We start from the raw sequence: 24,848 nt of genomic DNA, 5'->3' as shown, positions 1-24,848 counted from the left end.
TGTCCGGCAAAGGCGGCGTCGGCTTTCCGCCGCCGCCAGTTTCCGTTGAGGGTTAGCCCTGGCGACGCTGCTTGCGCAGCCATTCGCGCATTTCGACGATCCACTCGTAGCGCTTGTGATCGACGTCGATATAGCCGTTGGCGGTCTCGTCGCCGGAGGTGATTTCCTTGTAGACCTCAGGGTCGTTCTTCGGCAGGTCCTTCAGCGCCGTCTTGACGGCTGCGACGAGGTCGGCCGGCAGGTTCTTGCGGGTCGTGATGGGGCCGTTGGTGATCTCAGGCGATTTCCAGATCTGGCAGATCTGCCCGGCTGGGATCATGCCCTTGGCTTCCATACGCTGCGGAATGCCGCTCTTTTCAGTGTTGATATAGGTCGCAGCCGCATCATACTGCTTGTTGAAAACGCCCCTGACGCCGGTTTCGTGCGCACCGGAGAAGGGAACCGCCGAGAAAAAGCTCTTCGGCTCGTAGCCCTGTTTCACCAAGTTGAAATAGGGGACGGCGTAGCCGGAAGTCGAGTCCGGATCGGCAAAGGCAAGCACCTTGCCCTTCAGGTCGTCGATGCTCTTGTAGCCGGAATCGCACCGGACCGAGACCACCGAGTAGTAGCCGCTTGCGCCCTCTTTATCGACCTGCGCGAGCAGCGGTTCGACTGCGCCATTGGTTTCCGTGTAGGCCGCTGCATAGGCGGAGGAGCCGAGCGCGGCGAATTCGACCTGGTCTGCGGCCAAGGCCTGGATCACGCCGTCATAGCTGCCGGCCGTGAAGATTTCGACATCGACGCCGAGTTGCTTTTCGAGATAGGCCTCGAAGCCCTTGTAGCGGGCGAGGCGATCCTTTTCGTTTTCCGCCGAGGTGACGCCATAGCGGATCGTCTTGTAGCTCTGTTTCCAATCCTGCGCATGGGCCGCCGTGCCAAGGCCGAGCGAAACCAATGCGGCCGCCGTGAAGAGGACGTTCTTCATATTCATTCTCCGGGGAATATTGCAGCCCGGCACCATTGCCGGAGCTGTATGGGCTGTCAGGCCAGGCTTACCCGACGATATTCATCGGCACGCTGGGGACGAAGCGCGGTCGATGTCACGGATTCGTCGAGTTCGAGATCGGATCCCTCGACATCGTAAATGGATTTTAGGCGCTCCCGCGTCAGTTGGTCGGGCGTGCCCTCGAAGACAACGCGGCCGGCGCGCATGCCAATGATGCGGTCGCAGTAGGTGCGCGCGGTGTCGAGCGTGTGCAGATTGACGAGGACGGTAATCCCGTCTTCCTTGTTGATGCGGCGCAGCGCCTCCATGACACGCGTGGCATTTGCCGGATCGAGCGATGCGATCGGCTCGTCCGCGAGCATGACCTGCGGACGTTGGACAAGTGCCTTGGCGATGGCGACACGCTGCTGCTGTCCGCCAGAAAGAGTTCCCGCCTTCTGCATGGCTTGCGGCAGAAGATCCAGGCGATGCAGCGCCTGAACGGCCATTGCCGTCTCCTCGTCGCTGAAGCGCCGCGCGATGGTCGAGAACAGGCCCTGGTGGGCTACCCGGCCCAGGAGCACATTGGTCAGCACGTCCATTCGCTCGACCAGATTGAACTGCTGGAAGATCATCGCGCAGGATGCGCGCCAGAGGCGCAACTCCCGTCCCTTCAGCCGGGTCACGTCCTCGCCGCCGAACATGATCTTTCCGTTGGAAGGTTCGACCAGCCGGTTGATCAGCCGCAGCAGGGTCGATTTCCCCGCACCGCTCCGGCCGATGATGCCCACCATCTGACCTTCATCGACAGTAACGGTAACATCATCGACAGCATTGACCGAGCCGAAGGTTCTCTTCAGTGAGTAAAGCGCCAACATTCTTTCACCCAACCGTTGCACCAAGTCCCCAAGACGCTCAGTGCTTTCTGAAGAACATCAATAAATTGCTTGCGTGACAGAAAAATTATAGTTGCGAGGAAATCAGGAAATTTTTTCTTATTTCTGTAAATTGGTTCGGCTTTTTCAGATGTTTTCTTGAATTTGTAGCATTTTCTTCTCTGGCGCCCCACCCATTGCTGCGGGGCGCCAGATGTGGCTGCGCTTAGGCGGCCGCCTTTTTAACGTCACCCAGGATGCCGTCCGACCAGACCTGCCGGCCGCCGCGGATGGTAGCGCGCAGGCGCGGCATCCTCGCCCTTTCGGCGATGACGAGGTCGGCGCGCAGGCCCACCTCGACCCGGCCGCGGTCGGAAAGACCGAGCGCCCTGGCGGGATTGGCGCTTGCAAGCGCCACAGCCGCCGGCAGGCCGCCGGGACCCATTTCGGCGAGGGCGAGCACGGCAGGCAGGATTGCCGAAGGATGATAGTCACTTGCCAGAATATCGAGAACGCCGGCGGCGAAAGCTTCGCGCGCCGACAGGTTGCCGGAGTAGGAAATCCCGCGCAGGGCATTCGGTGCGCCCATCGCCGTCGCAAGTCCCAGGCGCCGTGCTTCGGTGGCTGCCTCCATCGTCACCGGGAATTCGCTGATCGACGCGCCGAGCCGGTGTAGCAGCACCACCTTCTCGGCACTGTCGTCGTCATGCGAGGCGAGCGCCACGCCGCGTTCGCGCGCCAGGGTGGCCAGCCCGTGGACGACATCCATGCTGTCCCCGAGTTCGACCCGCTTCTCTATCCGCTGGCGTATGAGTTCGCTTGCGTCCGCCTCGCTGATCTTCCTCGTCTTCGCCGTGTGGGCGATGTGTTTCTCGATATCGCGATACTGGCCCTGTCCTGGCGTATGGTCCATGAGCGATATCAGGTCGAGGGCGCCGAGCTTCAGGAGATCCTCGACGACGGCAAGGGCCGAGAGGAAGGTGACTTCGAAGCGGGCATGGATGCGATGATCGACCAGCAGGTCATGACGCATCTCGGTAACCGCCTCGATCATGGCGCGGGTGTGATCATGCGAGCGAATATGCCCGTAAGTGCTGCCCGGGCTGAAGGAGAGCGCCGCATAGGCGGTCGTGATCCCGTTGGCGGCGAGCTTCTTGTCGAGGTCGTAGATGCCGAGTTCGAGCGGCATGCGCACATTGGCGCGGGGTTCTACTTCGCGTTCGATCATATCGCCGTGCATGTCGATGAAGCCGGGAAGAAGCAGCCGGCCGTCGCCAACGATATCTGCATCGGGAACAACCGTTTCGCGGATCTCGGCGATGACGCCGTCGTCGATCCTCAAGGCACCGCGTTCGATGACGCGGTCGTGCAAAACGATATCGAAGTCACTGAGCCACATGGTCTGCCTCGTCCAATACTCTCGTTGTTTCCAGCTGGATTTCCCGGTCGATGAGACCGGCCACGTCTTCGGGATGATGGAAGACGCCGATCATTGCGACGCCTGATGCCTTCAGTTCGGCGAGGCGTTCTACGAGGGCGCGCCGCGCCGCCCCGTCGAGCGAGGCCGTTGGCTCATCGAGCAGCAGCAACCGCTGCGGCAGGATCAACGCCCTCGCCAGGTTCACCTTCTGCTGTTCTCCGCCGGAGAAGGTCGACGGGTAAGCCGGCCAGAGCTGCGGCTTCACGCCGAACGACTGGAGCCAGTGCCGGGCCTGCGCGAGCGCTTCGCTACGCGGCATGCCAGCAAGCCGCAGCGGTTCGGAGACCAGTTCCTCGGCTGCGACGCGCGGACGGGCGTTCAGGAACTGCGTCACGAAACCGATTTCCTGGCGGCGCAGGACCGCGATATCCACGTCAGCGGCTGCGGCGAGATCGATCATGCCCTCCCTGCCGTAGTAGTAGGCGTGGCCGGCACGCGGAAGGTAGGTGCGATAGAGGGTTCGTAGAAGCGTGGATTTCCCGGCGCCGTTCTCTCCCTTGAGCAGGATGAATTCGCCCTCGCCGAGTTCGAAGCCGATGTTCTCGAAGGCATGGAGCGTGCGGTTGAGGTGGTGCATCTCGAACTGTTTCGAGAGACCCTCGACGCGCAGAACGGGGGAGGGACGGGCGGATGTGTGGATGTTCATCTGCGCACCTTCCTTAGAGTTTGGCGTGAACAAGCTGCTGGGTGTAGGCGTGCTGCGGATCCTGGAAGATCTGGTCCGCCAGACCCTGCTCGACCACTTCGCCGCGGCGCATGACCATAACGCGGTCGGCCATCGTCCGTATGACGCCGAGGTCGTGGGAAACCAGCACCATCGTGATGTTGCGATCGCGCTGCAGCCGCTTCAGCGTGTCGAGAACCAGTGCCTGGACGCTGACGTCGAGGCCTGTCGTCGGCTCGTCGAGAAGCAGGACCGCAGGCTCGAGGGCGATTGCCTTGGCGAGCTGAACGCGTTGCTGCATGCCGCCGGAAAGCTCCCGTGGACGGGCGTCCATGCGCTCGATCGGAAACTCCGAGGCATCCAGCGATTCGCGAGCCCGTTCCCGCAGTTCCGCGAAATTGCGCTTGCCCGAAATCAGCAGGCGCTCGGCGACGTTGCCGCTGCTGGTATGGTTCATCAGCAGGCCAAGATGCGGGTTCTGATAAACGATGCCGATATGGTGGGCGCGCAGCATGCGCCGTTCGAACCGGTCGAGCGTGAAGAGGTTACGCCCCTCATGGCCCGGAAGCGCGAGATGGTACGTCCCCGTGTCCGGCGTATCTTCAAGGTTCATCATCCGCAGAAGCGTCGATTTGCCCGAACCGGACTCGCCGACGATGCCGAGGACTTCGCCCGGGTAGACGACGGCATCGACGCCGCGAAGCGCCTGTACCGTGCCATAGCTGCGACTGATGCGCCGCATCGTCAAAATAGGCTCCGCCAGCATCAGGCGGGGAGCCTGGCGCATGATCTCGGCAGGCGCTTGAAACTGGGCGGCGGCCATCATTCCATCCTTCCGTTGTTGTAATAGGTCTCGGCGATTTCGACCGAGCCGCCTTCTGCGCGCTGGATATGCTTGATGCCGAAATGACTGTCGGAGAGTTCGTAGCGGGACGACCCGTCTTCCTGCGGCAGTTCGTTCATGAAGAAGCCGGAAACGTTGCTGCGGTAGCAGGTCTTGTCCTGGTGATCTTCGACGCGATAAGGCACGTCGTCGAACACCAGTGGCTCGACGCTGGTGTAGGGCGGGACGGCGAAAATGCGCTTTTCGCGACCCGCCGAAAGGATCGTCAGGTGTTCAGCCTGATTGAGCTTCGGCACGTCCCAGCGCGGGATGGGTGAGGGCGTCATGACGTGTCGCCCGTTGACCATGCTTGGATAGCTCGATCCCTGCATGATGCGCCCGGACTTGACGAGTTGCTCGTAGAGGATCAGCCAGAGCTGGCCATAGTCGGCGTCGCCATGCATCTCGCGGGCGACCGACATGTCCGGTTCGACCGGACGCAAGGGCTCCGGGTTCGGAACCTGCAACACCAGAACCTGGTCCTCCCGAAGCTTCTCTTCGGGAATGCGGTGCCGGGATTGGATGATCGTGGCTTCGCTCGTATCCGAGGTTTCCGCCGCACCGCCGACGCGGCTCACGAACTTGCGGATGCTGCTCGCATTGACCGAGTCGTCGGAGCCCTGATCGATGACCTTCACGACGGTGTCCGGCTTGAGCAGGGTCAAGGTCACCTGCAGACCCCCGGTCCCCCAGCCGCGGGCAATAGGCACCTCTCGGCTGGCATAGGGCACCTGGTAGCCCGGGATGGCTATGGCCTTGAGCATGCGGCGGCGTATCTCGCGCTTGGCGGACTCATCGAGAAAGCCATAGTTGAAGGCGGTCCATGGCCGCGTCAGTTCCTGGAGCGTCAAAGGACAGCCTCCTCTTTCTTCGGTTGACGTTCCATTTTGGGAGCGGTCGTGGTCGCCTTGCGGTCTGCCTTGACACGGCGAAGCGCATCGAGGCTCGACTGGAACGTGACGTAGTGGGGAAGTTTGAAGTGGATGCAGAATCCGGAGCTCTCGACCGGCTCCGTGTGGTAGAGCACGAATTCTTCGTTCGAGGCCGGGTGCGGGTTCGGCTGGTTGGAGGCGAGATCAAGCGTTGCGGCTGCAATAACCTTGACTTCGTTCCAACCGAAAGTGGCAGAAAAGCCGAGCTCCAGCCCGGTCGTGGCCTTCGAGATCACCTCCGTTTGGCTGACGCGCACGCGTCCAGCGCTGAAAATGGTGCCGCGCGGGTGGCGCAGGCGCACTGGAGCCTCGGCAAGCCGCAGTTCGTTGACCGTCGGATGAACCGAACCGTAACCGCGCATGGTCGCATAGCCGAGCGCCAGCGCTCCCCCGGTATCGGCGCGGGCGAGACTCTGGAGCTTGTGGGCTCGACTAGCGGGAAACAGGAGCGGTTCGCGGGTGACATCCGGAATGTCGTCGGGTGCGACCGCCTCGACGGGATGATCCGGGATGAGCGCCTGTGCTTTCTGCCAGGCGGCAAGGGAGGGCTGTGTCGCCGGGGCCGGCACGGCGGCGGGCTCGACAGCATCTGGCCTATAGTCCCGACCGCTCAAAACACCGACTTGCAGCAGCCGGTGGGAGTAGTCGAGTGTCGGCCCAAGGATCTGGCCGCCGGGGATATCCTTGAAGGCCGCAGAGATACGACGCATGGTGAAGAGGTCAGGCTGGGTGACCGGTTCGGCAACGGCAAGGCGGGGCTGTGTCGTTCGATAGGCTCGCAGCAGCAGGACCGCTTCGTAGAGATCGCCGCCAGCCTGGGCCAGCGCGAGAGCGGCAAGATCGGGTTCGTAGAGGGATGCCTCGCCCATCACCCTGTCGATGAGATAGGGGAGCCCGTTACGCAGGGCATCGACACGCGCGCGATCGATCACTCCAAGATCGTCACGGAAGAGCCGCTCCGCCTGTTCGATGGCACGTTCGCCGCCACGGGTTGCTACATAGGCCATCAGAGCACCTCGATTTTCGTTGTACGGGGAATGCCGACCAGCCGGTCGCCATCGACGAGATAGAGTTCCCAGCCGAGCGGATATCGGATCGCCTTTGCACGCATCGCCCAGAAGGATGGATGGACGCCGCCGATCCTCAGAAAGATCTCGCCTTTGATGCCCGGGCCGATCAGGCGGAGAGCTTGGCCGGTGCCGATGATCGCCGGAGCAAACAGGGTCGATGATTCGTCCGGATAGGAGAGGGTGCCAATACGCATTTGGGAAAGCGCTGCGACCTCGGTTTCTCCGCCGAGCGGCGCGAAAACATAGTCGGCTTTTTCTACTGCCGCGCGGCGGGCGCCGGTCCGCGCGATCCGCTCGTCAAGCGCGGGATCGAGGCTGGCATGAAACGTGCACTCGCGGTCGATGAGACTTTCCGCGAGTGCTTCGAAGCCTGCAAAGGGCATGCCCCGCACGAGGCCTGGTCGGCTGATCGCCCACATCAGTTCTTCGAAGCTTGCATTCGTGCGGCGGTCGTCGGCCGTCGGCAAAACGGAAATCGTCATGGTCAGAAAGTCTCCATCTCGACGCGTGTGGCCTCGACTTTTTTAAGTCGTACCGTCTCGCGCTCATTCTGATGCTTCTGTTCGCTCTCAAGGAACTGGAGGATGCGGCTGGTCTCGTGCCCCGCGGCGATCGCGGCATCGATCACCGCCATCGCCATCGCATGTTCGAGGTCGCGGCCGACGACCGCGCCATAGCCTTCGATGTCATGCTCGGGGATACGGATATGCGCTTCCGCCACCAGCACTTCGCCGAGATGAAAGTTGGTGTTGCGCACGGTATCGACGAAAGGAAGCATCGCCAGTCCCGTGCGGTTGGTCAGAACCGAGACGTCTCCCAGGTCGTCAAGAACCACTTCCGCGCAGGCTTTGATGCCCGCTGGCCGGCTGGCGGCGAGAATGTCGAGCACTTCGCCATGGCAAAAGCGTCCGATGGCCGGAGGGTTGGTCGTGTCTTGGGTCATTGCCCAGTCCTTTTCTCAGGGGATTATCTTTCTTAGGGGATTATCTGGCCGGGCTCTCACCAGGCGGGTTTTCGTTGTCGATGACGAACTGCATTCTTTCGCCGGCCCAGACGACGTCGGAATAGGCGATCGGCCGGCCCTCCATGTCGACGTCCACCTTTTGAACGACGAGCACAGGTTGCTCCTGTGATTGAGCGAGAAGGCGTGCCTCCTCGGTCGTCGGCATGCGGGTAAAAATCATCGTACTGTGGCGCAGGTAGTCGGGAATTCCGAAGTCGGCATAGATTTCCGTCACGGAGGCGCCCGTTCTCCGGCGGATGTGCATGTTCGGAAAGCGGGAGACCGGATGGTATGCATGGCTGAGGCTGATCGGAACATCGTCGGCGAAGCCCCGGCGCACGATCATGTAGACCGGCGATCCATCAGGTACCTGCAGCGCGGCGGCGACGACCGGCGGCGCGCCGACCTCCATCTCTTCGACGGGCTGGCCGGAGGGGGTGCGCCCTTGGTCCCTCAGGTTCTTGCTGAACCTGGTACGCCGGGCGATGTTGTAGCGGATGACCGACTGCTCCTCGACGAAGGTGCCGCGGCCTTGTTCCACCCGCAGCTTGCCGGCAGCTGCGAGTTCGGCGATGGCGCGGCGGACCGTGTGGCGGCCAACCCCGAACCGTTGCATGATCTCCGTTTCGGTTGGCAACTTGGCCATGGGAGCAAGGACGCCGGATGCGATGTCCCGACTGACCTGCTCCTCGATCAGTTGCCACTGACCGCGCTTGAGCCGTGCTGCCTGTGTGAGAGTCGTATCAGTCATGCGGATGAATTCCGGATTCATTCGGATGACTTCGTCTATAGCCATGTCGGACGACAGTTGTATGTCAACCCACGCGGATCCCCTCACGCATTGCAGCGTCGATTCCATTCGCGATAAGCTGGCGATCTGCGACGCGGCTTCACTATGCCTGAGGTCGAAGACGAGGAATTGCTGAAGCGCGTCAGATCGCCGGCGACCGGGTTTCCGCAGCGGATTGCGGTCGGGGACCAGGCCCTAAAAGTCTGATCCCGCCGAGGCTGCCCGATCGGCAGCCTCTCGCCAATGCGGGGTTGTTCATAACTCGGATGACGGCACGGCCAATGCCAAGAGACGGAGATACACAATGTCGGATCACGATCATCACCACGGCCACCACGATGGAGAGGACCGGTGGAAGCACGACGGCGTTCGCGTCATCAAGGGTGACCAACTTGATGACAACACGCCCCAGACGCCGGGCATGTACCGGCAGGCGGCCATCAACCACGCTCGTGTCGGCGCGCAGAAGATCTGGGCGGGCACCGTGGCGATCGAACCAAATGCCAAGACCGGCGTGCATCACCACGGTCACCTCGAAAGCGTGATCTTCGTCGTTCGCGGCAAGGCGCGCATGCGGTGGGGCGACAGGCTCGAATATGTCGCGGAGGCCGGTCCCGGCGACTTCATCTACGTGCCGCCCTATGTACCGCACCAGGAAATCAATGCGGATCCCGACAACGTGCTCGAATGTGTGCTGGTGCGGTCCGACAACGAAGCCGTGGTGGTCAACATCACCGATGTCGATCCGGTGGAAAAGCCGGAGGAAGTCTATTGGGTCGATCCGATCCACAAGCATCCGGGTTGATGGCTTCAGATCGGACCTGAAGGATGCTGGGTTTCCGAACCGCTGGACCGTGGCCTGAGCCGCATGCCACGCGAGGGCGTCATGTCATTCCAGCGCCTCCACGAAGCGGACGATGTCGCTGACCATGCGGGCGTCCCAGAGGTCGTTATGCCCGGAGCTGTCGTAGATCAGCATCTGCTTGGGCTCGGAAGCAATGGCATAGAGGGCCTCGCCGGAAGACAGCGGGATGATGGTGTCACGCCGGCCGTGGATAAACAGCTTCGATTGCTTCACCTCTGCTATTCTTAAATCCGAACGGAAGGGATCCTTGAGAAGGAGACTAACCGGAAAAAATGGATAACGCGCCTGAGCGACAGACAGCACCGACAGGTAGGCCGAAACGAGAACGGCGGCGGAAGCAGGTCTCTTCCGGGCCGTATTCACCGCGACGCCGCTTCCGAGCGACTGACCGAGCACGACGATCTCGCTTCCAGAGTGTCCCGAGAGCCAGTCGAACGCAGCAAGGCCGTCGATGAGCAGCCCGGCCTCGCTTGGCGTGCCGGTTGATCCGGGATAGCCGCGATAGGAGATTGCGAGAAGGCCGATGCCCCGCGCGGCCAGCGCCTCGGCGAGGAAGTCGTAGTTGCCGATACGATCAGCATTGCCGAGAAAGAACAGCACCGACGCCTTGCCGGGTTTACCCCGGCTGTAGAGCCCGTAAAGCGTTTCTCCGTCGGGCGTCCTGATGGAAACGCTCTCCCCCCAACTCGCGGGCTCTGGAGCCGGTGCCCGGCTTGCGCCGGGGTAGAGGATGGTGCGCTGGGACACATATGTCACGCCGACCAGCGACATGTAGGCGAAAGCCGCCATCAGCGATAACATCAGCAGGAGTTTTGTGGCAGTCACGACAACAATATCCACCCCGCGGCTCCATCAAACATATATGGCGGCGGCAAGCTGTCTACTGTGTGTGGTGGGAAGGCCGGCATGAGGCGCGGGCCTGCGCTTTTCGTTTGGTGGACAAGTCGGCGCAGTGGCAACGGTGAGAGCGCCATGCAAGTTCATGTCGAGACCTATGTCGAGGAAGGCGGCGCCGAAAAGCTTCGCCGATTCTGCCTCAACGGCCGGCCGATCGAAGTGAGCGAAAACATCGATCAGTGGCATGGTGCCGACTACCGATACTTCAAGGTCAGGGGCAGTGACGGCAACGTTTACATTTTTTATCGGGACGATATGTCGACGGAGTGGGCGCTGACCATGTACCAGCGCTCCGATTTACAGGGCGACCGCGACCCGTGATTGCCCCTGGGCGGAGCCCGCAAAGCCTCAGACCAACTTAAGCTCCAACCGTCGCCGCTAATCTTCACCGAATGGCGGGCTGGAGCATCACGCTTTCAAGGGGCATTACTGAAGGCGGATAAGATGCTCTAGAATCAAAGTGCTAGGGCGTCCTTTGTGCGTTCGTTTGAACGCACGGCGCTCTAGTTATGTCATTCTCCGAACGGTCCAGAGCGACCGGCCCGCATGGGCGATTCCAGACACGAGTCGAAGGCGTGGATCGTCCTTGAGCCGCTCTGCCTCGACCGCGTCGAGAAGCAGGACTTCCTCATCGGTTTCGTTTGCATTCGGCGTAATCCAGCAGCGCTGGTCCTCGCAGCAAAGCCCGGCTTCCGGATTTTCCTGGAGGTACTCGATCGCATATTCGGCGTCCACTTTTCTCGGTCCAAGGTCGATGTTCATTGCTCTCCTCCGTCCGGTCGCATGGGAACTGTACTTGATTATGCGCCTGTTGCCCGGCTTTGAGCACGCAGGAAGTAGCGGTCGTCCACCTAACGCGCCGGTTCGGAATGTCTTTTGGTTGACGCATCGCCGGTCGGTGCCGATCACTAAATAATCTGACAGCGCTGGGCGCGACCTTGCGTCAGATTCTTCTCACGAAAGACGACGAGAGGAGATCATTCGATGTCGAACAGCACTTTGGCTTATGTGAACCAAGCCCACGTCGTTACAAAACTGATTCCGCCGCAACCGAAGGTTCCCGCCTTTGCTGCGCTCGAAGGGCGGGGCCTAGCCTTTCGGTTGCTCGCTCGGCTCGCCCGATGGATGGATACGCGGCGCGGACGTTTGGACCTGCTTCAGCTTTCCGACTATCAGTTGAAGGATATTGGCCTCTCCCGCGGGGCCGCCTATAACGATTTCTACAAACGCGACTAGATGCGGGCGGAAAACCGCGCACAGTTTTCCTTATCCCGCTCTGCCAGGACCGCCATGGCCCAGTTTTCGTGTCAGACAATTTTCGCGACGTCGACCGTCACGCTTCGAGACGTGGTCTGCGACGGATCATGCCGCGGCAAGAGTGCGGAGGAATGCGCGCATTCGACGAGCCTGGTCTATCCCTATCGCGGCGTTTTCATGCGGCATGTTGGCAGGAACGACACCGTAGCTGAATCCAACCAGGTGATTTTCTTCAATCGCGGCGAAGACTACCGTATCAGCCACCCGGTCGCGGGCGGCGACGCGTGCCTCGATGTGAAAGTCAGCGAAGAAGTCCTTGCCGAACTTGCGCCGCAGCAGCAGCTGCGTTCCGGTGCAAATGTTTCGTTCAGGCGTCAGCGCCGAAGGATCGATGCGCGCGCTCAGGCGCTGGTCGCACTGTTGCGCCATAGCCTTGGCCGCGGCATTGCCGAGACGCTGGAAGCCGAGACCCTTACGCTGACGCTTATCAGGCGCTCTCTTGGCGAGCCGACTTCGCATGGAGCGGCCGGCACCTATGGCGGTAGAAAATTGGTCGATCGGGCGAAGCTGGTGCTCTCGGCCGATCTTGGCCGGCGCTGGACGCTGGGCGAGGTGGCGAAAGAGGTCGGCGTCTCGCCGGTCTATCTGACGCAGCTCTTCCAGCAGGTCGAGGCCATGCCACTTTACCGCTACCAGTTGCGTCTACGATTGGCGCGGGCCCTGGACCTGCTCGGTTCGTATCATGATCTGACTGCGCTCGGTCTCGAGCTCGGTTTTTCCAGCCACAGCCATTTCAGCTCCGCCTTCAAACAGGCCTATGGTCGCACGCCGGCCGAATTTCAACGCACGCTTCGCCTGCGGTGAAGCGCGTCGCGTTCAAGGGCATCAGGTCGCTAAAAAATCTGACAGCGCGATGGAATCAGGCATGGTCTTCTTGCGGGCGTCGAAGCAACGACGAAAGAGGAGAGCGAACACCATGACCCCGAAAACCTGTGCAGCCTGCGATTGCGAGCTTGATCAACAGAGCATCAAGGTCAAGCTGGGCGGCAAGACCGTGGAAGTCTGCTGCGAGGAATGCGCCACGGCAATTGGCGAGGCCGAAGCGGCGAAGGCCTCAGCCAAGACCGAGAGGTAATCACCGAAATTGCCTACAGCGCCGCACGTCTTATCAAACGTGCAAGGACGCTGTGGCCCTTTGGATTGCTGCCGCAAAAAAAAGCGAGCCTGCTCGGTCTTGAGCAGGCTCGCGTGTCGTCATTGTGTCGAGTTTCTCCGGACGCTGCAAAGCGCCGGCACTAGGTCCGGGGCTTGAGGTTCTCCGGGTCGTAGAGCGGCTTGTAGCCGACGCCCGCGACTTCGACGGGGTAGGTCTCGCCGAAATATTCTACCTTGAGCTTGCGGCCCACCTGGCAATGGGACCAGGGAAGATAGGCCAGCGCGATGTTCTTGCCGATCGTCGGACCGTAGGCGATCGAGCTTGTGAACGAGCGGCGGCCGAGTTCGTCGACGAGCGTTTCGCCGGTCTCTGGATCCATGACCGGCAGGATGCCGACCGGATAGCGGGCGACGCCCTTGGAATCGACATTGTCCGTCATGACCAGCGTGCAAAGCATCGCCGGCTGATGCGGGCGGGCGCGATGTTCGAGATGCTTGGCCTTGCCGCGGAAGTCGGCCTCCTTGACCTTCGGACGGGCAAGATCGGCTTCGAGCAGGTTGTATTCGGTGAGGAGATCGGCGTTCTGCAGCCGCAGGCTTTTCTCCATGCGGCGGCTGTTGGCATAGGTCTCGACGCCGAATGCCATCACGCCGGTTGCCCGGAGTGCGTCCCAGACGGCGAGCGCATCGCCATAGGCCATGTGCAGTTCCCAGCCCTGCTCGCCGACATAGGAGATGCGGAATGCGGTCACGTCCTTGCCGGCGATCCGAATCGGCTTGATCGCGGCGAAGGGGAAGTTCTCTGGCGTCAGGCCTTCGGGGTTCTCGACGACCTTCTGCAGGGTCGTGCGTGCGTTCGGCCCCCAAAGGCCGATCGTCACGTATTTCTCGGTGACGTCGGTGACCGTCACGTTGAAGCCCTTCTCCTCGGCAACACGGCGCGCGTAGTGGAAGTCGCGCGGGCCGGCGTCGGCACCGTCGATCACGCGGCAGCGGTCTGCCATGCGAATGACGGTCAAGTCGGCGCGCACCATCCCCTCGTCATCGAGGAAGTGGGTGTAGATGCCCTTGCCGATATTGGCGTCGCCGCCGATCTTGGCCGCGCAGAGCCATTCCATCAGCTCGACATGATCCGGGCCCTCGACGTCGAACATGTAGAAGTGCGAGAGGTTGACGATGCCGCAGTCCTCGCTCATGGCGAGATGCTCGGCATTCGATACGCGCCAGAAATGGCGGTTGTCCCACTCGTTTTCACGCACGGGGACGCGGTCGCCGTATTTCTCGAGCAGGTGCTCGTTGGCGGCGTAGCCGTGGGCGCGCTCCCAGCCGCCGAGCTCCATGAAGTAGCCGCCGAGCTCCTTCTCGCGCTCCCAGAAGGGCGAGCGGCGCACGCCACGGCCCGTGTCATAGGGTTCGCGCGGATGGACGGCCGGATTGTAGATTTTTCGCGCGGCCTCGCCGCACCGGCCTTCAATGAACTTCTCCTGGAGCATGTGCGGGTAGAAACGCGAGTAATCGATCTTGTTGTGGTCGATCGAGGTGCGTCCGTCGGTCATCCAGTCGGCGACGAGCTTGCCGAAGCCGGGACCGTCCTTGACCCAGATGGCGACGCAGTACCACAGGCCCCTGACCTTCTGGCTTTCGCCGACGGAGGGTCCGCCATCCGTCGTCACCTGCAGCAGGCCGTTGAAGGAGTGGCTTTCATTGTAGCCGAGCTCGCCAAGGATCGGGGTCAGTTCCATCGCCCGCTCCAGGGGCTCCAGGATCTGTTCCATTTCCAGGTCGCGCTGCGAGGGCGAAAGACGGGCTTCATGCTTTTCGAGAAGCTCGCGCGGATGGCAGAGCCGCGGATTCGTCTCTTCGTAATAGCCCCATTCGATCTGACCGCCCTCGGCGGTCTTGGGATCGCCGGTGTCGCGCATATAGGCGGAGTTGCCCTGGTCGCGCAAAAGCGGCCAGCCGATCTCCTTGCCGGTTCCTTCGAATTCGTTGTAGGGGCCGAAGAAGGTGAGCGGGTGGTCGACCGGCATGACCGGCAGTTCCTCACCCACCATTTCCGCGATCAGCCGGCCCCAGAGCCCGGCGCAGACGATGACGTAATCGGCCTCGATCGTGCCGCGGTGCGTGACCACGCCCTTGATGCGGCCGTCCTTGACGATGAGGGATTGGGCCGGCGTGTTGGCAAAAGCCTGGAGCTTGCCGGCGGTGACAGCCTGGTCGACGAGCTTGCCGGCAACGGTTTGCGAGCGCGGGATGACGAGGCCGGCGTCCGGATCCCAGAGCCCGCCCTGCACCATGCTTTCCTCGATCAGCGGAAACTTCTCCTTGATCTCCGGCGGCTCGATGAGGCGCGCGCGTGTGCCGAAGGCCTTGCCGGAGGCGACCTTGCGCTTGATCTCATCCATGCGGCCGTCGTCGCCGACACGGGCAACTTCAAGGCCGCCGACGCGGGCGTAATGACCCATCTTCTCGTAGAAATCGATGGAGTAGAGCGTCGTCCAGCAGGACAGGAAGTCGTGGCTGGTCGTGTAGCAGAAGTCGGAGGCATGCGCCGTCGAGCCGATGTCGGTCGGAATGCCGGATTTGTCGATGCCGACGATATCGTCCCATCCACGCTCGATCAGGTGATGCGCGATCGACGCGCCAACGATGCCCCCGAGCCCAATGATTACGACCTTCGCCTTTTGCGGAAACTCTGCCATGAGTGCGACCCTAGTTGGTGTTTGGCCGGATATTAGAGCGTGCTGCGACGCCATTTGAGCCTGTCTACGACATAATCATCGTGCTGCACGACTAGGGCAAGGCTGACTGCGAACCGGCGCAGCATGAATATCAGCGCGCGCATGTTACTGATATCGCGGGAAAAACGCCGAAGAGAAGCGAAAAGAATTCCGATTCGTGATGAGAATCCGGAAGCGCTCGAATGCGCCACCAAACGCGACGTCTGCGTCGGCGGCTGTTGCCTCCGGCCGATCCTTCCCTTGCGGGGGGATAGCAGGAAGGCCGCAAGGGCCGCGGTTCTGGGCATAACAAGTTTCCCGACCAACGCCAGATCAGTGACTTCTCATCTTCCTACCCTCGCCACGGGAGTCGACGGCCTTGGAATGAACATGGGAACGCTGCTGGCGTAGCTGGCGTATTCAGGGAAGGTGCGTTGCAAGACGCGCTCCTCGTTGAACATCCGCCTGAACTGAAATGCGAAGTGGACGACACCGACCAGCAACGCAGCCAGCGACCAGTTCGCGATCAGGAACCCGACGGCGCCAATTGCCTCCGCAGCATATAGAGGATGGCGAACGATCGCATAAGGCCCGGTGGTAACGAGTTTGCGAGCCGTCGCCATCGCCGAGAACGAGCGCCCCAGCCAGAAGAGACAGTAGATCGACAGTGCCGTACCGATGAGGATCAGGACGGTCGACGCGATCAATGCCCCCGGTCCGATCGTTCCGCGTGGCAGCACCACGAGGACCGTCAGCCCAAACGTCCCCGCGAGCGCGCTCAGTCGGGGCTCTATCCCCTCCGCGCTCTGCCGTGGCGGCAGACGGATCACCGTTAGGCCGATAACCAAGCACAAGAACAGCAAGCCCAGCGATCGCGAAGAAAAGACGAGCGGCCAGAATTCCACGCTACCGCGAAGCCGAATGATCGAGACGATTGAGGCGACCTGCCGCAGTGCGAGGAAAAAGAAAACAAGGATGAGGAAAACCTTACCAAGAATATCTTCGAGCCTGCCGATCATGGGCGCGCGTCTCCCGGTTCTTCTGATAGCCCACCCGCCGGTACTCGGCCGGCAAACTGCTTGAGCGGATAGGCGAGTTGCTGGTGGTAGAGCGGCGGCACCGGTTCGTCGGTGCCGTATACCCTCGGCATCCGCTCAGGCATGTATAGGGTGCCTGCCAGGGCATCGATGAAGGGCAACTGCCCGGCGAAATTTTTGTCGTAAGCCTGCCGTTCGTTGGCGTGGTGCCAGTGATGGAATTGTGATGAGGCTAGCACCCATTTGAGAGGACCGAACCTGATCCGCGTGTTGGAATGGATCAGAAGCGACTGCCCCTGATAAACCAAAGCATGGACCGCGACCGCCGCCCCGGAGAAACCAAGGGCATAAACCGGGAGCAGAGAGGCCGTCATGGTCACGATCTGGTCAACCGGATGAACACGATGGGCGGCCAGCCAATCCATTTCCTCGATGCTGTGATGGATAGCGTGGAACTTCCAGAGGAAGGGCACGGCATGGAAGACGCGGTGTGCCAGGTAAAAACCGGTATCGGCGACAAGGACGACCTCGACCGCCTGCAGCCACACCGGCTGAGCTTGCACAATACCGGTCAGGCCTTCCGGGACCGCGAAACGGATGGCGATCATCAGCAGGCCAACCACGGCGAGGAAACCGAGCTTGATCAGGATGCCGTTGAAGACGAGATAGATCACGTCATTCAGCCAGTGCTTTCGCAGCACTTTCTGGTCAGCATGGAGCGGAAGAAGCCGCTCGAGCGGAATGAAGATCATGGCGATGATCAGGGTCGCCTTGAGGTCTAACAGTTCAAGCATGGCGCCTCACGAGATACCAGATTACGCCAATGGCCGCCTCGATGCGCCACGCCGATCACAGCTTCGGTCATATCCGGAGGGCGCTACAGAATCCATAAGCCCCAACAAACTACAATGGGCAGTTGTAGGGTCTCACATCGAAAGTTGCAGTCAAGGATTAGGGGTACTACTCAAAAGTGGTAGGAGACCCGCCAGGGCGTTTGAACTTGATCGAAGCGGAAATCAATCTTCGTCCTGGCTCTCCTTGCCGTCCTGGGGTATCTGGCCCTGTTCATGCCTGCGAAAGTCCCATGCCTACGCTACCGCCGGGCGCAAGGCCATCACCGCGAGCGCGGCGGCGACCATGATTACGCCGTAGGGGATCTTGCGGGTGGCGCGGATTTCCTGAAGACGCATGACTACGGCATAGTGTGCCAGTTGCAGTGGCATCGGCAATTTCAGCGCCAGCATCGTGAAAATGCCACCGATCAACAGGAAGATCGCGAAGGGAAGCATGCCATGCCAGCCGACGAATAGGCCGATCGGCAGGAAGAGCTTGGCGTCGCCCGCGCCGAAGAGGCGGAAAAGCCAGAGAGCGAACCCCAGCGCAAAGAGCAGGAGGCCGGCGCCGACATCGCCGCCGATCCCGGCCCAGGAAAAGAGCGCTGCGCCGATATCGTCGGTCGTCAGCAGCGCCACTGCGGCGTTGACGGCATAGAGGCCGACAAGGGCGAGAACGGCGGCATTCGGGATTTTCCAGCTGCGGAAGTCGCTCCAGGCGGCATAGAGGAAAAGTAATACTGATAGAACAGTAAAAATGTTGACTGTTTGTATCATATTTCGCTTTTCTCCTTCGTTTTTGGCCGATGTCACCAATAAAAGCGATTGCCTCGCAGTTTTTCTAAGTCTTTCGGGTTAGAAAAACATCAAGAAATATTTCGGTGTGTCGCATTGCGGCAGAGGTGTTGCGAAATATTCCAACTGGTTGCCAGTTTCGATTTTAACCATAAAATAGAGATGTCGAAACCGGTTACATTTCAGTAGTTGACGATATAATAATTAAGAGATTATTAATCATGATAGTCGGAGAGGCGGTCTCGATGACGGGCGAGCCGGGGGAAAATGCGGTACGCCAAATATTTTGGAGGTAATTCTCGATGAAAGCACTTTTGTCTGAAGTACGCGCTTTCGCGCGGGAAGAAGATGGCGTGGCGCTGTCGGAATATCTGGTTCTCCTTGGCCTTCTTGTGGGCGGCGTGATCCTTGCCGTTACCACCGCTGGCGGCAACCTTGCCACGGCATGGAACGGCTGGGGGACCTTTTTCCTAAGGTTGGATGATGCGGCCACACCGGCTACTCCGTAAAATGACGCAGGAGAGGGGTTTTTGTTAACTCCTCTCCTTTATTTTAGCAATTGTCGAAAAGTATTTCGATTACGTATGGAGTATCGGCGATGCGTTCCTCAACGATCGTTAGTCTCGCTGTTGCTGTTTTACTTGCCTTTGCCGCGGTTTTTGCGACCAGAACCTATCTGACCGACCAGCAGGCGCGGCTTGCGGTGGCCAACGCGCCGAAATCCGAACAGAGAACGCTCGTAGTCGCAGCCAAGTCCATGCGCTTCGGGGACCGCGTGCGACCAGAAAACCTCAAGACCATTCCCTGGCCCTCTGAGCAGCGACCCGATGGTTCGTTCCAGACTATCGAGACAGTTGTCGGCAATGATGACGCGCCGCGTTATGCGATGGAGGCGATCGATCCGGGCGAGCCTGTGCTCGCGTCGAAGATTACCGGCGCCGGTGAACGGGCGACCCTTTCGGCGGCGCTCGACCAGGGTATGAAGGCGATCTCCATCCGCGTCAACGATGTGCTCGGCGTTGCCGGCTTCGTGCGGCCTTCCGATCGCGTCGACGTGCTCCTGACTCGTGTTGTCGGTAATCAGCAAAATAATAGCGAGCGGACCTATGTCGACGTTCTGCTACAGGGGGTGAAGGTGCTGGCGGTGGACCAGACGGCGGACGAGCGCAAGGACGAGCCTTCCGTCGTCAAGACGGTCACTTTCGAGGTGACGACCGACGAGGCGCAGCGCCTGACGCTCGGCTCCACGATCGGCACCTTGTCGCTTGCGCTGCGCAATATCGCTTCCTCGAATGTCGAACAGACGCGACCGATCACTATCGCGGATCTCGGTGGCGGCTTGATTTCGACCGAACTCGCCAACAATACTGATGATGGGCGATTCGAGACTATCGAGAAGCTCGTGCGCAAGGTTGGCGACGAGTTGGGAAGCCGGATCGACTCTGTCGAAGGCAAGATGAAGCAGCCTGTTCGCGAGAAACAGGTGCAAATCGTCGAGCGCAAGGTTGAGCCGGTCTTGCCGGTGGAACCGAAGTGGGCGACCGTGGGTGTCTGGAACACGACCAAACGTGAGGAGCATCGGGTGGGCCTGATCCAGTGACATCAAAATGCGGCCTGCCGTTAGAGCAATTCCCGGAAGTGAATTGATCTGAGGGGAGGCGGGCCGGACTGCGAGGAGAGGGGCTGAGGCAGGAATGTTGAGGGGAAGCATGAAGGGGGCGGCGCGAGCCAGGTCCCTCGCGGCATTGGTCGCGGCAATTTCGGCCTTTGGCCTTCTGGGACCCGGATCGGCCGGGCAGGCGGACGCCCAGGAAAAGTTCATCAACCTCGGCGGATCCGTGCAGCAGGTGACGCTGCCGCCGAACGACACAATGACGATCAGGACCGCCAAACCATTCGGCGACCTGGTCATCGGCAGCGCCAATCTCATCGACGTCGTGCCGCTCTCCGACCGGTCGCTCTTCATCCGCGGCAAGCAGATCGGCGCCACCAATATCTCGGTCTACGACGACGACAAGAACCTTCTCGGCGTCATCGACATCCGCGTCGCCAGCGATTTCACCGAAGCGGCGGCGGCCATTCGCTCGGCCGCACCGTCGTCGCAGGTCCGGGTGTTCAATTCCAATGACCGCATTCGTCTCACCGGCACCGTGCGCGATGCTGTCGAACTGCAGCGCGTGCTGGAGATCGCCCAGTCCTATTCCGATCAACCGGTCTTGAACCAGTTGCGCGTCGCCGATTCCCAGCAGGTCATGCTGGAAGTGCGGGTGATCGAGGCCTCGCGCCAGACCGGCCGCGACCTCGGTATCGGCTGGTCCGGGCAGGGCAAGAACGGCATCGGCAAGGCCACGACGAGCCAGGGCATTACGGTCGACGAAGACGGTCAACTCGTCCGCACGCTCGAAGACGCCGCAGGAGCGGCGACCGGCATGCAGCCCTTCGGGCAACTGATTGCCAAGGTGCTGGAGATTGCCGGCGGTCGGATCGACGTCGTCATCAATGCGCTGGAGCAGAAGGGACTGGTGCGCCGGCTGGCACAGCCGAACCTGATCGCCATGAGCGGAGAGACCGCGAGCTTCCACGCCGGCGGCGAGGTGCCGATCCAGACCACGGTGGCCAACGGCGCGACGGTCGCGACCGAAACCGATTATCGGCCCTTCGGCGTCAGGCTCACCTTCACGCCGGTGGTGCTCGACAGCGGGCTCATCAGTCTCAAGATCGAGCCGGAAGTGTCGGAGCTCGATACCTCGATCAACGTCAACGGCAATCCCGGCTTCATCTCGCGCGCGGCGAAGACGACGGTCGCGCTGCGCGACGGCCAGAGTTTCGCGATGGCCGGGTTGCTGCAGGCGGTCAATGCCAAGGACGTTCAACAATTACCGTGGGTGTCGCAGGTTCCCGTCATCGGCGCGCTGTTTCGCTCAACGAGCTTCCTGAAGCGGGAGTCCGATCTCGTCATCATCGTCACCCCGCACATCGTGCGGCCGTCCGCACCCGGCGAGGACCTTTACAGCCCGCTCGACCAGACGCGTTCGTCGAACGACTGGGAGCTTTTTGCCCTCGGCATCCTGGAAGTCGACAAGGACATGCTGCGCCGCTTCCGCGATGGCGAAGGCGTCAAGGGGCCCTACGGCCATCGTCTTGATCTCGATGTGGGAGGCCAACTTGCCGTTGCGAAGAAATAAACGCGCAGTGCTGGTCATTGCCGCCGCGAGCCTCGTTTCCGGCTGCGCTGACTACCTGAACCACAGGGATTCGATCACCTTCGGGCTTGGAAACGCGGTGGAGGCCAACAAGGGCATCCATACGCAGGATCCCTTCCCAAGGGTGGCGTATAACACGCGCATTCCGAGCGACGGCAAGGTGATCAACCGGGTGATCCGCACCTATCAGGGCGCAGGGCAGAACGGCGCCGCACCGGCGCCCACGGCAGTGATCCTGCCGGCGGCCACGATGCCGCCTGGAACGGGCGGCGGCAACAACGGCGGCAACGGCGGGGGATACTGACGATGGCCGCAAGAGAGAGTGAACGGCGGGGGCGCCGGAGGGGAATGTAACAGAACAGCACGGCGGCCGAACCGCCGCGATCCGAGGGGCATGCCAATGTTGCGTAAGGCTATCAAAAGCTTCTGGGACGACCGTCGTGGCTACGTCATTGCTCTGACGCTGATTGCCATGCCGCTGCTCCTCGGCTTTTCCCTGCTCGTCATCGATGTCGGCCGCACCGGCAATCTCCACACCGACCTCCAGAACGCCGTCGACGCCATGGCGCTCGCCGGTGCCCGCGAACTCGACGGCCGCGACGATGCGATCGACCGGGCCAATGCGGCGATCGAGACGCTCGCCAACAGCGCAGCCTTCGGCGGTGGCGGCGCGGGCATGTCGCTCGGCTCCTACATAACTGTCGCCTACGATGCGGGTGATGATGCCGCAAGCACGGTCACCGTTACCTACCTAAAGGAAATTCCCGCGAGCGACGACGATCCGATCACCGGAGCCATGGTGGCGACGACAGCGAGCGAGGCGTCCTATGCCCGAGTCGTCGCCAAGGATCAGGCGATGACCACAATCTTCCCGCTTCCGGTGGGATTCAACCGCGACACGATCAATGTTTCGGCCGAAGCGGTCGCGGTCTATCGGGCGAGCGCTTGCGACGTGACGCCGATCTATATCTGCAATCCGTTCGAGCCGCCCGGCAACACCAGCGCTGCCGCAAACGAACAGGCGATCGAGGCGCTGCACACGAATTTCGCGACCGGTAATCTTTATGGGCGACAGATCGAACTCCACAGCACGTCCTCGTCCGCGCCAGGACCCGGAAATTTCGGGTTTCTCGGGACCTACGGCAATGGCGCGAACGTGCTGGCCGAAGCCCTGGCCACGGGTTCGCCGGGCGTCTGCTACAAGCAGCACGCGCTGGAAACGAAGACCGGCGCAATGGCCGGACCGGTCGAGGCGGGGCTGAATACGCGCTTCGGCTACTATTCGGGGTCATTCGGGAGCGCGCATGACGACGGCCGCTACAGGCCGGCTCGCAACGTGCGCTCCGCGCAGACGCAAACGGGCGGTGCCAACAAGATCTGCGGCGAGTACAACCCAGTCATGGCCGGGAGCACCGTCGGCGTCATCACCCAGGCTGTGCCGCTCGGCTACGGAGCGTCGATGACCTCGCTTGCCGGCGGCAAGATCAGCAGCGGCAACGATTGGCAGTACGGGACCTATTGGAACGTGGCCCAAGGAACGGCCGCTCCCTCGGTCGGGGCGATCCTGAGCAACTATTCCAGCTACCCGTCTCCCACCGGCTCGCCATCGCAGCCATCAGCCTATGACGTCTATCGTTACGAGCTCAACAATTCCACTCTCATCAACCACGCCTCGGCAAATGGCGAAAAGGGCGCGCCCTTGACAGGCGGTCAATGCTATACGGGGCCGGACCTTTCAAACTATACGAGTGGTGACTATGGCGATCGCCGCGAGATTTTCGCCGCCATCGTCAACTGTGGTTACGAAAACGCCGTCGGCCATCTGAACGGCCACAAGGAGACGCAGGCCGTCGCCTTTGCCCGCATGTTCCTGACCAAGCCAGCGATCAAGGACGGCGGCGAACGCTATCTGTCACTGGAAATGATCGACATTACCGGAAAGGGCGGACGCGGCACACTCGACGAATTCCTCCGGGAAGAAGCGGAGCTGGTCAGATGACGGCGCTCCGAAACTTCATCCGCCTTCGGTTCTGTCCGAGCTTCCTCGCGAGGGAGGAGGGCGCGGTGCTTGCCGAGGCGCTGGTGGCGGTGCCGTTCGTCACGCTCTTTGCCGCGGGCATCCTGGAATTCGGCAATATCTTTTGGGAGCGGATGCAGATCGACGCCGGCCTGCGTGATGCCGCCCGCTATATGTCGCGTTGCCGGCAGACAGAAACCTTCGTTTCGAACTGCAGTGCAAGCACAGCGAAGCTGATCGCGTTTTATGGGACGCAAAGCCCGGCAGCGAATGCGAAGTTGCGCGTTCCCGGCTGGGGGCCGAATCTTGCCGATATTGTCGTGGCCGTTAACGCCAAGGGCAATGTCGCCGTCGATGCGGACGGTAACTTCACCATTTCCACGACGCATCAATACGAAGCCTCGCCCCTGTTCGGCTGGCTCGGCATCGACGCCATCACCATCAACGCCTCGCACGAAGAGAGGTATATCGGATGGTGACCAATCGGACAGGCCAACAGAAATGGATTCTGACCGACCAGATGGGGCAGGGTGCTCCGCTGGCCAGGCGCGCTGCGCAAGGTGATGTCTGCGTGCTCGCGCTTCCCTCGTTCGTGTGCTTGTCACAGCAATCCAGTAGCGCCGCGTCGGCGGCGCAGAAGAATCAGTACCGGCGACGCGGCGGTGTTCGTTTCACTGTCGAGCCGGAGGACCTTCACGGTGCAGACGCACCGTGGCTGGATCCTTGTAACAAGCACAGGGATGAGGGCGGTGCGGCTTGTGCAACGACGCCCAGTGGATCGGTCTTTCCGACGCGGAAGACCGGGTTCCGCCAGGACGAAAGCGGCATTGCGCTTTCCGAGGCCCTGCTCACGTTTCCCATCGTGCTGCTGGTATTCGCCGCCTTCGTCGAGTTCGGCTACGCCATGTCGCAGTGGAACCAGACGGTCAAGGCGCTGCAATATGGCGCTCGGCTTGCGGCCGTTTCCGATCCGCTGACTTCGGACTTCGACGAGGTCTTCCCGGCGGAAGCGGACAATCCGTTGAACAACGGGACGGCGACACCCAACAATTCGGCGATCTCCTCCACTTGCGGGCCAGCTCTTGCGAATTGCAGCGCCGAATTGACCCGGATCGTCACGGGGAGCGACGGCGACTGTGCGGTCGGCGACCCGCGCCCCGGCATCTGCGATCTCAACTGGCGGATCCAGCCGGCAAATCTGGTGGTGACCTATCAGCGCTCGGGCCTCGGCTATTGGGGTCGGCCCGAGGGGCCGGTGCTGACCATGCGGCTGGAAGTCCGCAACATCACCTTTGACCTGCCGATGCTCGGCGGTCTGCTCGGACTCAATGACATTACCATTCCCGCCCATCCGGTGACGATCACCACCGAAGACCTGAAGACGTGCTCAACCTGCTGAACCCTTGAT

Annotated in this window: 28 protein-coding genes; 12 read left to right on the top strand and 16 right to left on the bottom strand. The window is 61.3% G+C overall.

Going from position 1 to position 24,848, the window contains the following annotated elements; genetic code table 11:
• Nucleotides 1-52: 52 nt before the first annotated feature.
• The 10 genes from phnD to phnF all read right to left on the bottom strand — a co-directional run bounded on the left by phnD (nt 53) and on the right by phnF (nt 8,622).
• Nucleotides 53-964, bottom strand: a complete 912-nt coding sequence (gene phnD, locus FKV68_RS18450) for a phosphonate ABC transporter substrate-binding protein (protein ID WP_180939224.1) — start codon at nt 962-964, stop codon at nt 53-55.
• A gap of 56 nt (nt 965-1,020) precedes the next feature.
• The gene (gene phnC, locus FKV68_RS18445; protein WP_180939223.1) at nt 1,021-1,842 is read right to left on the bottom strand and encodes a phosphonate ABC transporter ATP-binding protein; all 822 of its coding nucleotides are present in this window, start codon (nt 1,840-1,842) and stop codon (nt 1,021-1,023) included.
• Between the two features lie 223 nt (nt 1,843-2,065).
• Entirely contained in the window at nt 2,066-3,238 is a 1,173-nt protein-coding gene (locus FKV68_RS18440; protein ID WP_180939222.1) for an alpha-D-ribose 1-methylphosphonate 5-triphosphate diphosphatase, read from the bottom strand.
• Entirely contained in the window at nt 3,225-3,965 is a 741-nt protein-coding gene (locus FKV68_RS18435) for a phosphonate C-P lyase system protein PhnL (protein WP_180939221.1), read from the bottom strand. The genes FKV68_RS18440 and FKV68_RS18435 overlap by 14 nt, the downstream gene beginning before the upstream one ends.
• A gap of 13 nt (nt 3,966-3,978) precedes the next feature.
• Entirely contained in the window at nt 3,979-4,806 is an 828-nt protein-coding gene (locus FKV68_RS18430) for an ATP-binding cassette domain-containing protein (protein ID WP_209647377.1), read from the bottom strand.
• A complete protein-coding gene (locus FKV68_RS18425) occupies nt 4,806-5,717 on the bottom strand; it encodes an alpha-D-ribose 1-methylphosphonate 5-phosphate C-P-lyase PhnJ (RefSeq protein ID WP_180939220.1) in 912 nt (303 codons plus the stop codon). Before FKV68_RS18425 ends, FKV68_RS18430 begins: the two co-directional genes overlap by 1 nt.
• Entirely contained in the window at nt 5,714-6,805 is a 1,092-nt protein-coding gene (locus FKV68_RS18420) for a carbon-phosphorus lyase complex subunit PhnI (RefSeq protein WP_180939219.1), read from the bottom strand. The genes FKV68_RS18425 and FKV68_RS18420 overlap by 4 nt, the downstream gene beginning before the upstream one ends.
• Nucleotides 6,805-7,350 carry a phosphonate C-P lyase system protein PhnH gene (phnH, locus tag FKV68_RS18415; RefSeq protein ID WP_245181919.1) on the bottom strand — a complete coding sequence of 182 codons (546 nt, stop codon included), beginning with the start codon at nt 7,348-7,350 and terminating at the stop codon, nt 6,805-6,807. Before phnH ends, FKV68_RS18420 begins: the two co-directional genes overlap by 1 nt.
• Nucleotides 7,351-7,352: 2 nt before the next feature.
• Nucleotides 7,353-7,811: a phosphonate C-P lyase system protein PhnG gene (locus FKV68_RS18410; RefSeq protein ID WP_180939218.1), complete on the bottom strand. Its 459-nt coding sequence runs from the start codon at nt 7,809-7,811 to the stop codon at nt 7,353-7,355.
• 40 nt (nt 7,812-7,851) lie between these two features.
• Nucleotides 7,852-8,622 carry a phosphonate metabolism transcriptional regulator PhnF gene (phnF, locus tag FKV68_RS18405; protein ID WP_180939217.1) on the bottom strand — a complete coding sequence of 257 codons (771 nt, stop codon included), beginning with the start codon at nt 8,620-8,622 and terminating at the stop codon, nt 7,852-7,854.
• A gap of 343 nt (nt 8,623-8,965) precedes the next feature.
• Between phnF and FKV68_RS18400 the strand changes: the two genes are divergently transcribed.
• Entirely contained in the window at nt 8,966-9,466 is a 501-nt protein-coding gene (locus FKV68_RS18400) for a cupin domain-containing protein (protein WP_180939216.1), read from the top strand.
• Nucleotides 9,467-9,550: 84 nt separating this feature from the next.
• Here FKV68_RS18400 and FKV68_RS18395 read toward each other — a convergent pair whose 3' ends face one another.
• Nucleotides 9,551-10,351, bottom strand: a complete 801-nt coding sequence (locus tag FKV68_RS18395; protein WP_180941562.1) for an alpha/beta hydrolase — start codon at nt 10,349-10,351, stop codon at nt 9,551-9,553.
• Nucleotides 10,352-10,498: 147 nt separating this feature from the next.
• Here FKV68_RS18395 and FKV68_RS18390 point away from each other — a divergent pair, with 147 nt between their 5' ends.
• Entirely contained in the window at nt 10,499-10,744 is a 246-nt protein-coding gene (locus tag FKV68_RS18390; protein ID WP_180939215.1) for a hypothetical protein, read from the top strand.
• Between the two features lie 186 nt (nt 10,745-10,930).
• On the opposite strand, the gene FKV68_RS18385 is transcribed toward FKV68_RS18390, so the two are convergent.
• Nucleotides 10,931-11,185: a hypothetical protein gene (locus tag FKV68_RS18385; protein ID WP_180939214.1), complete on the bottom strand. Its 255-nt coding sequence runs from the start codon at nt 11,183-11,185 to the stop codon at nt 10,931-10,933.
• A gap of 222 nt (nt 11,186-11,407) precedes the next feature.
• Here FKV68_RS18385 and FKV68_RS18380 point away from each other — a divergent pair, with 222 nt between their 5' ends.
• The 3 genes from FKV68_RS18380 (at nt 11,408) to FKV68_RS18370 (ending at nt 12,815) form a co-directional block, all read left to right on the top strand.
• A complete protein-coding gene (locus FKV68_RS18380; RefSeq protein ID WP_180939213.1) occupies nt 11,408-11,659 on the top strand; it encodes a DUF1127 domain-containing protein in 252 nt (83 codons plus the stop codon).
• A gap of 54 nt (nt 11,660-11,713) precedes the next feature.
• Nucleotides 11,714-12,544 (top strand): helix-turn-helix domain-containing protein, encoded by an 831-nt coding sequence (locus tag FKV68_RS18375; RefSeq protein WP_180939212.1) that lies wholly within the window; start codon nt 11,714-11,716, stop codon nt 12,542-12,544.
• A 112-nt stretch (nt 12,545-12,656) separates the two neighbouring features.
• On the top strand, nt 12,657-12,815 hold the full coding sequence (locus FKV68_RS18370) for a hypothetical protein (protein WP_180939211.1): 159 nt from the start codon (nt 12,657-12,659) through the stop codon (nt 12,813-12,815).
• A 160-nt stretch (nt 12,816-12,975) separates the two neighbouring features.
• Here FKV68_RS18370 and FKV68_RS18365 read toward each other — a convergent pair whose 3' ends face one another.
• The 4 genes from FKV68_RS18365 to FKV68_RS18350 form a co-directional block, all read right to left on the bottom strand.
• Nucleotides 12,976-15,537 (bottom strand): GcvT family protein, encoded by a 2,562-nt coding sequence (locus FKV68_RS18365; protein WP_180939210.1) that lies wholly within the window; start codon nt 15,535-15,537, stop codon nt 12,976-12,978.
• Nucleotides 15,538-15,899: 362 nt separating this feature from the next.
• Complete coding sequence (locus tag FKV68_RS18360) at nt 15,900-16,574, bottom strand: methyltransferase family protein (RefSeq protein ID WP_180939209.1); 675 nt, start codon at nt 16,572-16,574, stop codon at nt 15,900-15,902.
• Complete coding sequence (locus tag FKV68_RS18355) at nt 16,571-17,386, bottom strand: sterol desaturase family protein (protein ID WP_180939208.1); 816 nt, start codon at nt 17,384-17,386, stop codon at nt 16,571-16,573. Before FKV68_RS18355 ends, FKV68_RS18360 begins: the two co-directional genes overlap by 4 nt.
• Nucleotides 17,387-17,680: 294 nt before the next feature.
• Nucleotides 17,681-18,202: a prepilin peptidase gene (locus FKV68_RS18350; protein WP_180939207.1), complete on the bottom strand. Its 522-nt coding sequence runs from the start codon at nt 18,200-18,202 to the stop codon at nt 17,681-17,683.
• Between the two features lie 320 nt (nt 18,203-18,522).
• On the opposite strand from FKV68_RS18350, the gene FKV68_RS18345 reads away from it, so the two are divergent.
• The 7 genes from FKV68_RS18345 (at nt 18,523) to FKV68_RS18315 (ending at nt 24,839) form a co-directional block, all read left to right on the top strand.
• Nucleotides 18,523-18,729 (top strand): hypothetical protein, encoded by a 207-nt coding sequence (locus FKV68_RS18345; RefSeq protein WP_180939206.1) that lies wholly within the window; start codon nt 18,523-18,525, stop codon nt 18,727-18,729.
• A gap of 89 nt (nt 18,730-18,818) precedes the next feature.
• Nucleotides 18,819-19,820: a Flp pilus assembly protein CpaB gene (gene cpaB, locus FKV68_RS18340; RefSeq protein ID WP_180939205.1), complete on the top strand. Its 1,002-nt coding sequence runs from the start codon at nt 18,819-18,821 to the stop codon at nt 19,818-19,820.
• A 94-nt stretch (nt 19,821-19,914) separates the two neighbouring features.
• Entirely contained in the window at nt 19,915-21,405 is a 1,491-nt protein-coding gene (locus FKV68_RS18335; RefSeq protein ID WP_180939204.1) for a type II and III secretion system protein family protein, read from the top strand.
• The gene (locus FKV68_RS18330; protein ID WP_180941561.1) at nt 21,371-21,727 is read left to right on the top strand and encodes a pilus assembly protein; all 357 of its coding nucleotides are present in this window, start codon (nt 21,371-21,373) and stop codon (nt 21,725-21,727) included. The genes FKV68_RS18335 and FKV68_RS18330 overlap by 35 nt, the downstream gene beginning before the upstream one ends.
• A gap of 90 nt (nt 21,728-21,817) precedes the next feature.
• On the top strand, nt 21,818-23,422 hold the full coding sequence (locus tag FKV68_RS18325; protein WP_425347641.1) for a pilus assembly protein TadG-related protein: 1,605 nt from the start codon (nt 21,818-21,820) through the stop codon (nt 23,420-23,422).
• Nucleotides 23,419-23,919 (top strand): TadE/TadG family type IV pilus assembly protein, encoded by a 501-nt coding sequence (locus FKV68_RS18320; protein ID WP_180939202.1) that lies wholly within the window; start codon nt 23,419-23,421, stop codon nt 23,917-23,919. Before FKV68_RS18325 ends, FKV68_RS18320 begins: the two co-directional genes overlap by 4 nt.
• A gap of 347 nt (nt 23,920-24,266) precedes the next feature.
• Nucleotides 24,267-24,839 (top strand): TadE/TadG family type IV pilus assembly protein, encoded by a 573-nt coding sequence (locus tag FKV68_RS18315; protein WP_246452587.1) that lies wholly within the window; start codon nt 24,267-24,269, stop codon nt 24,837-24,839.
• The last annotated feature ends 9 nt before the right edge of the window (nt 24,840-24,848 follow it).

The sequence above is a fragment of the Sinorhizobium mexicanum genome, assembly GCF_013488225.1.
Lineage (GTDB): Bacteria > Pseudomonadota > Alphaproteobacteria > Rhizobiales > Rhizobiaceae > Sinorhizobium > Sinorhizobium mexicanum.
Note: the sequence above shows the minus strand (reverse complement) of the source record. Positions and strands in the feature narration are given on the sequence as shown.

What these genes read in the sequence shown, in the direction of transcription:
- FKV68_RS18320 (WP_180939202.1), top strand. Translation starts at nt 23,419, where the DNA reads ATGACGGCGCTCCGAAACTTCATCCGCCTTCGGTTCTGTCCGAGCTTC.
- FKV68_RS18360 (WP_180939209.1), bottom strand. Translation starts at nt 16,574, where the DNA reads ATGATCGGCAGGCTCGAAGATATTCTTGGTAAGGTTTTCCTCATCCTT.
- FKV68_RS18375 (WP_180939212.1), top strand. Translation starts at nt 11,714, where the DNA reads ATGGCCCAGTTTTCGTGTCAGACAATTTTCGCGACGTCGACCGTCACG.
- phnH (WP_245181919.1), bottom strand. Translation starts at nt 7,350, where the DNA reads ATGACGATTTCCGTTTTGCCGACGGCCGACGACCGCCGCACGAATGCA.
- FKV68_RS18385 (WP_180939214.1), bottom strand. Translation starts at nt 11,185, where the DNA reads ATGAACATCGACCTTGGACCGAGAAAAGTGGACGCCGAATATGCGATC.
- FKV68_RS18435 (WP_180939221.1), bottom strand. Translation starts at nt 3,965, where the DNA reads ATGAACATCCACACATCCGCCCGTCCCTCCCCCGTTCTGCGCGTCGAG.
- phnD (WP_180939224.1), bottom strand. Translation starts at nt 964, where the DNA reads ATGAAGAACGTCCTCTTCACGGCGGCCGCATTGGTTTCGCTCGGCCTT.
- FKV68_RS18380 (WP_180939213.1), top strand. Translation starts at nt 11,408, where the DNA reads ATGTCGAACAGCACTTTGGCTTATGTGAACCAAGCCCACGTCGTTACA.
- FKV68_RS18410 (WP_180939218.1), bottom strand. Translation starts at nt 7,811, where the DNA reads ATGACCCAAGACACGACCAACCCTCCGGCCATCGGACGCTTTTGCCAT.
- FKV68_RS18400 (WP_180939216.1), top strand. Translation starts at nt 8,966, where the DNA reads ATGTCGGATCACGATCATCACCACGGCCACCACGATGGAGAGGACCGG.
- FKV68_RS18350 (WP_180939207.1), bottom strand. Translation starts at nt 18,202, where the DNA reads ATGATACAAACAGTCAACATTTTTACTGTTCTATCAGTATTACTTTTC.
- FKV68_RS18325 (WP_425347641.1), top strand. Translation starts at nt 21,818, where the DNA reads ATGCCAATGTTGCGTAAGGCTATCAAAAGCTTCTGGGACGACCGTCGT.
- FKV68_RS18335 (WP_180939204.1), top strand. Translation starts at nt 19,915, where the DNA reads ATGTTGAGGGGAAGCATGAAGGGGGCGGCGCGAGCCAGGTCCCTCGCG.
- phnF (WP_180939217.1), bottom strand. Translation starts at nt 8,622, where the DNA reads ATGACTGATACGACTCTCACACAGGCAGCACGGCTCAAGCGCGGTCAG.
- FKV68_RS18440 (WP_180939222.1), bottom strand. Translation starts at nt 3,238, where the DNA reads ATGTGGCTCAGTGACTTCGATATCGTTTTGCACGACCGCGTCATCGAA.
- FKV68_RS18355 (WP_180939208.1), bottom strand. Translation starts at nt 17,386, where the DNA reads ATGCTTGAACTGTTAGACCTCAAGGCGACCCTGATCATCGCCATGATC.
- FKV68_RS18370 (WP_180939211.1), top strand. Translation starts at nt 12,657, where the DNA reads ATGACCCCGAAAACCTGTGCAGCCTGCGATTGCGAGCTTGATCAACAG.
- FKV68_RS18420 (WP_180939219.1), bottom strand. Translation starts at nt 6,805, where the DNA reads ATGGCCTATGTAGCAACCCGTGGCGGCGAACGTGCCATCGAACAGGCG.
- phnC (WP_180939223.1), bottom strand. Translation starts at nt 1,842, where the DNA reads ATGTTGGCGCTTTACTCACTGAAGAGAACCTTCGGCTCGGTCAATGCT.
- FKV68_RS18390 (WP_180939215.1), top strand. Translation starts at nt 10,499, where the DNA reads ATGCAAGTTCATGTCGAGACCTATGTCGAGGAAGGCGGCGCCGAAAAG.
- FKV68_RS18345 (WP_180939206.1), top strand. Translation starts at nt 18,523, where the DNA reads ATGAAAGCACTTTTGTCTGAAGTACGCGCTTTCGCGCGGGAAGAAGAT.
- FKV68_RS18330 (WP_180941561.1), top strand. Translation starts at nt 21,371, where the DNA reads ATGTGGGAGGCCAACTTGCCGTTGCGAAGAAATAAACGCGCAGTGCTG.
- FKV68_RS18430 (WP_209647377.1), bottom strand. Translation starts at nt 4,806, where the DNA reads ATGGCCGCCGCCCAGTTTCAAGCGCCTGCCGAGATCATGCGCCAGGCT.
- cpaB (WP_180939205.1), top strand. Translation starts at nt 18,819, where the DNA reads ATGCGTTCCTCAACGATCGTTAGTCTCGCTGTTGCTGTTTTACTTGCC.
- FKV68_RS18365 (WP_180939210.1), bottom strand. Translation starts at nt 15,537, where the DNA reads ATGGCAGAGTTTCCGCAAAAGGCGAAGGTCGTAATCATTGGGCTCGGG.